The 5,809-nt window shown below is 48.8% G+C and carries 1 protein-coding gene, 2 tRNA genes and 3 rRNA genes; all 6 read left to right on the top strand.

What is annotated here, in order from left to right; translation table 11 throughout:
- On the top strand, positions 1-285 hold a 285-nt coding region (locus MMF97_RS14575; RefSeq protein ID WP_243363321.1), incomplete at its 5' end, for a hypothetical protein.
- 271 nt (positions 286-556) lie between these two features.
- Positions 557-2,078: ribosomal RNA gene (locus MMF97_RS14570) — 16S ribosomal RNA — on the top strand.
- A 168-nt stretch (positions 2,079-2,246) separates the two neighbouring features.
- Positions 2,247-2,321, top strand: a tRNA-Ile gene (locus MMF97_RS14565).
- Positions 2,322-2,337: 16 nt separating this feature from the next.
- Positions 2,338-2,411 (top strand) — tRNA-Ala (locus MMF97_RS14560).
- 150 nt (positions 2,412-2,561) lie between these two features.
- Positions 2,562-5,436 (top strand): 23S ribosomal RNA (locus tag MMF97_RS14555).
- Between the two features lie 125 nt (positions 5,437-5,561).
- A 5S ribosomal RNA gene (gene rrf / locus MMF97_RS14550) occupies positions 5,562-5,673 on the top strand.
- The 16S, 23S and 5S rRNA genes sit together here with 2 tRNA genes alongside, the layout of an rRNA operon.
- Positions 5,674-5,809: the final 136 nt, after the last annotated feature.

The following is a 5,809-nucleotide window of genomic DNA, read 5'->3' as shown; positions in this document are numbered from 1 at the left end:
GGAGTGGCAGAGAAAAAAAACTTCAAAATATTTTCAGAAATATTTTGCGGAAGCCGAAAAGATTTCTACCTTTGCACTCCGCTTACGGAGGTAAGGACAGAGGGCAGGCGATGGAGAAGGGAGGTTGAAATAAGGAGGATAGGAGAGCAAACGGAAAACGAAAAAAAAGTTTTCAAAAAATTTAAAAAAAAAGTTTGCAGGATTAAAAAAAGTTCCCTACCTTTGCAGTCCCAAACGATTAAGGGGTTCATCAAGCGGAGTTTGATGAGAAAACAGAAAGATTGAAAATTAGAGAATTGAAGATAGGGTCGGAACATTAAATAGACTGACCTGGACCGGAGAAACTCTGAAAGATATACAAGATGAGCCGTGAGGCTTTATCGGGAAGTTCATTAAAAAGATTATCATTTTATACAGCGCAGCGAGGCGAAAAAGTTTACTACTAAGTACAAGTAGCCGAGCTAATTCTTTAAGTCGATTTCTAACAGACAACATAATTAGAAATGACTAATCAATTTTTAAAATAAGATTAAGTCAGTTTCAGACAACACATTTTACAATGGAGAGTTTGATCCTGGCTCAGGATGAACGCTAGCGGCAGGCCTAATACATGCAAGTCGAGGGGTAGAGGAGAGCTTGCTTTCCTTGAGACCGGCGCACGGGTGCGTAACGCGTATGCAACCTACCTTTATCAGGGGGATAGCCCGAAGAAATTCGGATTAATACCGCATAAAATCACAGTACCGCATGGTGCAATGATTAAACATTTATGGGATAAAGATGGGCATGCGTGTCATTAGCTAGTTGGTGAGGTAACGGCTCACCAAGGCGACGATGACTAGGGGATCTGAGAGGATGACCCCCCACACTGGTACTGAGACACGGACCAGACTCCTACGGGAGGCAGCAGTAAGGAATATTGGTCAATGGAGGCAACTCTGAACCAGCCATGCCGCGTGCAGGAAGACGGCCCTCTGGGTTGTAAACTGCTTTTATCCGGGAATAAACCTACGTTCGTGAACGTAGCTGAATGTACCGGAAGAATAAGGATCGGCTAACTCCGTGCCAGCAGCCGCGGTAATACGGAGGATCCAAGCGTTATCCGGATTTATTGGGTTTAAAGGGTGCGTAGGCGGCCTGTTAAGTCAGAGGTGAAAGACGGTAGCTCAACTATCGCAGTGCCTTTGATACTGATGGGCTTGAATGGACTAGAGGTAGGCGGAATGTGACAAGTAGCGGTGAAATGCATAGATATGTCACAGAACACCGATTGCGAAGGCAGCTTACTATGGTTTGATTGACGCTGAGGCACGAAAGCGTGGGGATCGAACAGGATTAGATACCCTGGTAGTCCACGCCCTAAACGATGAATACTCGCTGTTGGCGATATACAGTCAGCGGCTAAGCGAAAGCATTAAGTATTCCACCTGGGGAGTACGCCCGCAAGGGTGAAACTCAAAGGAATTGACGGGGGCCCGCACAAGCGGAGGAGCATGTGGTTTAATTCGATGATACGCGAGGAACCTTACCCGGGCTTGAAAGTTAGTGAATTATCCAGAGATGGATAAGTCCTTCGGGACACGAAACTAGGTGCTGCATGGCTGTCGTCAGCTCGTGCCGTGAGGTGTTGGGTTAAGTCCCGCAACGAGCGCAACCCCTATGTTTAGTTGCCAGCATGTAATGGTGGGGACTCTAAACAGACTGCCTGTGCAAACAGAGAGGAAGGAGGGGACGACGTCAAGTCATCATGGCCCTTACGTCCGGGGCTACACACGTGCTACAATGGGCAGTACAGAGGGCAGCTACACAGCAATGTGATGCTAATCTCAAAAAGCTGTTCACAGTTCGGATTGAGGTCTGCAACTCGACCTCATGAAGTTGGATTCGCTAGTAATCGCGTATCAGCAATGACGCGGTGAATACGTTCCCGGGCCTTGTACACACCGCCCGTCAAGCCATGAAAGTTGGGGGTACCTAAAGTCCGTAACCGCAAGGAGCGGCCTAGGGTAAAACCGATAATTGGGGCTAAGTCGTAACAAGGTAGCCGTACCGGAAGGTGTGGCTGGAATACCTCCTTTCTGGAGTAGGATCGACTACTCGCTGCGTAAAAAATGATATATCTTAAAAGAGATACCAAAAAGATGGCGCCTGGCCTAACGAAATAGGTTGGCGGGATTGTAAAGAGTATTTACGATTGATGCGTAAGGATTAGAAGTAAACAAACGTCTACAATCGCAAGATCTTAAAGTCCCGTAGCTCAGCCTGGTTAGAGCACTACACTGATAATGTAGGGGTCTCCAGTTCAAATCTGGACGGGACTACAAGCACTGTTTTTTTGGGGAATTAGCTCAGCTGGCTAGAGCGCCTGCCTTGCACGCAGGAGGTCATCGGTTCGACTCCGATATTCTCCACAGACCTTATATGTGGAAACATATGAGATGGTAAAGTTCTTTGACATATTGGAAGAAGTTAAAATAAGAAGAGCAAACAACATAGAGACATTACGCGAGTAATAATCTTAAAAAAAGCATACCATGCCTAGCAAAAGGGGGCATGCGTAGAAGAAAGTAACAAAGAGTATACAGGGGATGCCTTGGCTCTCGGAGGCGATGAAGGACGTGATAAGCTGCGATAAGCTTCGGGTATTTGCAAATAAGACTTGATCCGAAGATTTCCGAATGGGGAAACCCGGCATGTTGAAGACATGCCACAATAAGAGCAAACCTGCCGAACTGAAACATCTAAGTAAGCAGAGGAAGAGAAAATAACAATGATTTCCTAAGTAGTGGCGAGCGAACGGGAAAGAGCCCAAACCTATCTTGTTACGGCAAGATGGGGGTTGTAGGACCACGCTGTGATACATTAACGTGAACTGGAACGGGATGGGAAGCCCGGCGAAACAAGGTGATAGCCCTGTACAGGTAAGCAATAATGGTCTAGTGGTATCCTGAGTACTGCGAGGTCGGAGACGCCTTGTGGGAATCTGCCGGCACCATCCGGTAAGGCTAAATACTCCCGAGAGACCGATAGTGAACCAGTACCGTGAGGGAAAGGTGAAAAGAACCCCGAACAGGGGAGTGAAATAGAACCTGAAACTGTATACTTACAAGCGGTCGGAGCAGCGCAAGCTGTGACGGCGTGCCTTTTGCATAATGAGCCTACGAGTTACTCTTCACTGGCAAGGTTAAGTGCTTCAGGCACGGATCCGAAGCGAAAGCGAGTCTGAATAGGGCGCATAGTCAGTGGAGGTAGACGCGAAACCTTGTGATCTACCCTTGGGCAGGTTGAAGGTGCAGTAACATGTACTGGAGGACCGAACCGATAAACGTTGAAAAGTTTCCGGATGACCTGAGGGTAGGGGTGAAAGGCTAATCAAACTGGGAAATAGCTCGTACTCCCCGAAATGTTTTTAGGAACAGCGTCGGCATTGAGTTATATAGAGGTAGAGCTACTGATTGGGTGCGGGGGAGTCAAATCCTACCAAATCCAGACAAACTCCGAATGCTATATAATATAACCGGCAGTGAGGCTCAGGGTGCTAAGGTCCTGGGCCGAGAGGGAAAGAACCCAGACCATCAGCTAAGGTCCCCAAGTGTACGCTAAGTTGAACTAACGAGGTGCGATTGCATAGACAGCTAGGATGTTGGCTTGGAAGCAGCCATTCATTTAAAGAGTGCGTAACAGCTCACTAGTCGAGCGATCGTGCATGGATAATAAACGGGCATTAAGTGTACCACCGAAGCTATGGGTAATATTAATATTACGGTAGGGGAGCATTCCAGCGGCGGCGAAGTTGTGGCGTGAGCCATGGTGGAGCTTCTGGAAAAGCAAATGTAGGCATAAGTAACGATAAGGCGGGAGAGAAACCCGCCCACCGAAAGGATAAGGTTTCCTGATCAACGTTAATCGGATCAGGGTTAGTCGGGGCCTAAGGCGAACCCGAAAGGGGTAGTCGATGGACAACTGGTTAATATTCCAGTACTTTTTATAACTGCGATGTGGTGACGGAGTAGTGACACTGCCGCGATCTGACGGAATAGATCGTTAAAGGCTGTAGGTATAGGACCGGTAGGCAAATCCGCCGGTTCTGCTGAAGGCCAATAGTACCGCGAAGCTTCGGCCGAGTGGATAGAGCAGGTAATCAGACTTCCAAGAAAACCCGCTAAGCTCCAGGTTATAAAAACCCGTACCGCAAACCGACACAGGTATCCGGGATGAGAATTCTAAGGTGCTCGAGTGAGTCATGGCTAAGGAACTCGGCAAAATGGCCCTGTAACTTCGGGAGAAGGGGCGCTGGCAGCAATGTCAGCCGCAGTGAAAAGGCCCAGGCGACTGTTTAACAAAAACACATGGCTTTGCAAAATCGAAAGATGAGGTATAAGGCCTGACACCTGCCCGGTGCTGGAAGGTTAAGAGGGGATGTCAGTCGCAAGGCGAAGCATTGAATCGAAGCCCCAGTAAACGGCGGCCGTAACTATAACGGTCCTAAGGTAGCGAAATTCCTTGTCGGGTAAGTTCCGACCTGCACGAATGGTGTAACGATCTGGGCGCTGTCTCAGCCATGAGCTCGGTGAAATTGTGGTCCCGGTGAAGACGCCGGGTACCCGCAACGGGACGGAAAGACCCCATGCACCTTCACTACAGTTTAACATTGACATTGGGTACAGGATGTGTAGGATAGGTGGGAGGCTTTGAAGCGGCATCGCCAGGTGTCGTGGAGCCAACGTTGAAATACCACCCTTTCTGTATTCGGTGTCTAACTCCGCTGGGCGGAGGACATTGTTTGATGGGTAGTTTGACTGGGGTGGTCGCCTCCAAAAAGGTAACGGAGGCTTTCAAAGGTAAGCTCAGTACGCTTGGTAACCGTACGGGGAGTGCAATAGCATAAGCTTGCTTGACTGTGAGGCCTACAAGCCGATCAGGGTCGAAAGACGGATATAGTGATCCGGTGGTTCTGCATGGAAGGGCCATCGCTCAAAGGATAAAAGGTACGCTGGGGATAACAGGCTGATCTCCCCCAAGAGCTCATATCGACGGGGAGGTTTGGCACCTCGATGTCGGCTCGTCACATCCTGGGGCTGGAGAAGGTCCCAAGGGTTCGGCTGTTCGCCGATTAAAGTGGCACGCGAGCTGGGTTCAGAACGTCGCGAGACAGTTCGGTCCCTATCTGTTGTGGGCGTTGGAATTTTGAGTGGGGCTGACCTTAGTACGAGAGGACCGGGTTGGACTAGCCTCTAGTGTATCTGTTGTCCCGCCAGGGGCACTGCAGAGTAGCTACGCTGGGAATAGATAAGCGCTGAAAGCATCTAAGTGCGAAACTAGCCACGAGATGAGAATTCCATATAGGGCCGTAGAAGACTACTACGTTGATAGGCTACAGATGTAAAGCTGGCGACAGCAAAGTCGAGTAGTACTAATAACCCGAAGCTTTCTAAAGCAGCACAACGTTGTTTGTTCTTCTGAACTAACTTCTTTCAATAATATGTCATGTTGAAGGTTAAAAGTGAAAAGTAAAAGGTCAAAAGACCTGTTACCACTTATAACGTACAACTTAAAAATATTCAGGTGCCTATATCGGCGGTGTCCACCTCTTCCCATTCCGAACAGAGAAGTTAAGCCCGCCAGAGCCGATGGTACTGCGGTAACACGTGGGAGAGTAGGTCGGTGCCGACTTTTACTAGAGAAGCCTTTCGTCATTGACGGAGGGCTTTTTCTGTTTAAGGGCGTTCCAGCCCAGGGGCAGCCGTGACCGTCCCCTTCCCCCGACAGCACCTCCCCGCGCAAACAGAAAAGTGTTAACGTCTGTTAA

It is taken from the genome of Pedobacter montanisoli, assembly GCF_022809115.1.
Lineage (GTDB): Bacteria > Bacteroidota > Bacteroidia > Sphingobacteriales > Sphingobacteriaceae > Pedobacter > Pedobacter montanisoli.
Note: the sequence above shows the minus strand (reverse complement) of the source record. Positions and strands in the feature narration are given on the sequence as shown.